This window comes from Pantoea sp. 1.19 (assembly GCF_001922585.1).
Taxonomy (GTDB): domain Bacteria; phylum Pseudomonadota; class Gammaproteobacteria; order Enterobacterales; family Enterobacteriaceae; genus 1-19.
In genome coordinates, this window is the sequence record NZ_MRBS01000027.1 from 1 (window position 1) to 1,611 (window position 1,611).

A 1,611-nucleotide genomic window follows, 5' to 3' on the forward strand; every position below is an offset into this window, starting at 1 on the left:
CTCCCGCCGCCACGGTAAAACGCTTAAGCGCGCTGATGTCAGTATTTTGTTGTGACATAATCCCAACGCTGGCACTACCCGACGCCATGCGAACCGCCTGTGGGCTGGTGATGCTCACGCCTTCAGGTGCATTCAACACCATTCCTGGCTGTACCAGATCTTTGAGGGCATCAGTCAACTTCACCTGGCTTTGAATATCGGCGGGTAGCGCCTGCGCCGTTTCTGCAGCATCAGACAAACTTCTGGCAATGCTCAGGGCATTTTCCAGTTGAGATATCGCCTCCCGCATGGACAACATCTTGTCGCCCGCGAAAGGCTGTTTATCAGCGGTAATAAATACCCCTGCCCCACCGCGAATGGAAACGTGTCGGTCGGTGCGCAGTTCTGCCCCCTCACCACGAAGATCCCTGRAAGCGTCAACATTGTGCCCTAAATTCAGCTGCGTCTTACCSCCATACTCSGTACTGAGCTTAATATGCTCCTCGCCGCGCTTGTCCTCCATCCGCAGCTTGTTCAGCCCGGCGGTGCGGATAACGTTGCGCGTGCTGTTGGCCTCCGTCACGTGGTCCACGTGGCGCGAGTCGTGCAGGGCGTGGGCGATATACGGGCGGTCCGGGTCCCCCTCGTGGAACGCAATCGCCACTTCCGTGCCCTGGATCAGCGGAAAGTGGAAGCCATATTTGTCCCCACCATAAGGCCTGGCAAAGCGCACCGGCATGCTTTCCATGCCCTGCTTTTTGTCATCGCGGTCGGCATCAAACTTCACCCGGTACATGCCGGATGCATCCTGCCAGGCGTAGATGTCGTTCTCTTTCGCGCTGGTGACGCGCGCCGTCAGCGTGCCGCTSACCACCGGCCGCTGTTTCGCGGCGGGWCGCCAGCAGCGGTTCTCGTAGTACGGCATCGCTGCCCATGCCACCCGCAGCGCATTCTGACGGCTGGCGGAGTAGCCGGCGCTGATGATGACGAGGCCGTTGTCGGTTTCACGCGGCAGCGTGGGCGGGATAGCAGTTTCGGTGATGGTCAGCACTTGGGCCGGCCCCAGGGTGTGGTCGGTGCTGCTGCCGGTCACCGTGGTCTGGGTGGAGAGAAAGCGCTCGTGCTCCAGGCGCGCCCAGAAGTTGCCGGTTTCCGCCGCCGGGGTGATTTTGTCGCCCCGTTCAAGGTGGCGCGGGCGGTAATGGTACACCTCGCCGTAGGTATTCCCCTCCCCGTCGCCGCGCGTCATGTCCGCCGGTGCGGAGGTCAGGACGTTCTGGGCTTCGCGGTGATTGTAATCACCGGCGGTGACCGAGCGCGCCGCCACGCTCTGCCGGACGCTGACGTCCCACACCGAGTCGACCGCATTGTCACTCATCCCCGACGGGCTGCTGAGCGGCAGGGTTTTTCCAAACGCCCAGGCGCTCTGCCTGTCCGCGAAGTGCACCACTTCGGTCTGGGTGTCGGGCTGCAGGGTAAAGAAGTAAAAAATCCCCACCTCCGCCAGCAGGCGTTCGATAAACGCCAGGTCACTTTCCTGATACTGGTTAATCTGCTCGCGCTTCGGATAGTCGGCTTTAAGGGTGAACGCATACTCCCAGCCCTTCAGCCCATGCTCCTGCAATACTTCGG

1 protein-coding gene is annotated in these 1,611 nt (G+C 61.1%); it reads right to left on the reverse strand.

Going from position 1 to position 1,611, the window contains the following annotated elements; all coding sequences use genetic code 11:
- Positions 1-1,611 (reverse strand): type VI secretion system Vgr family protein (locus BS626_RS17935; protein ID WP_139308877.1); only part of this gene is annotated, 1,611 nt, incomplete at both ends.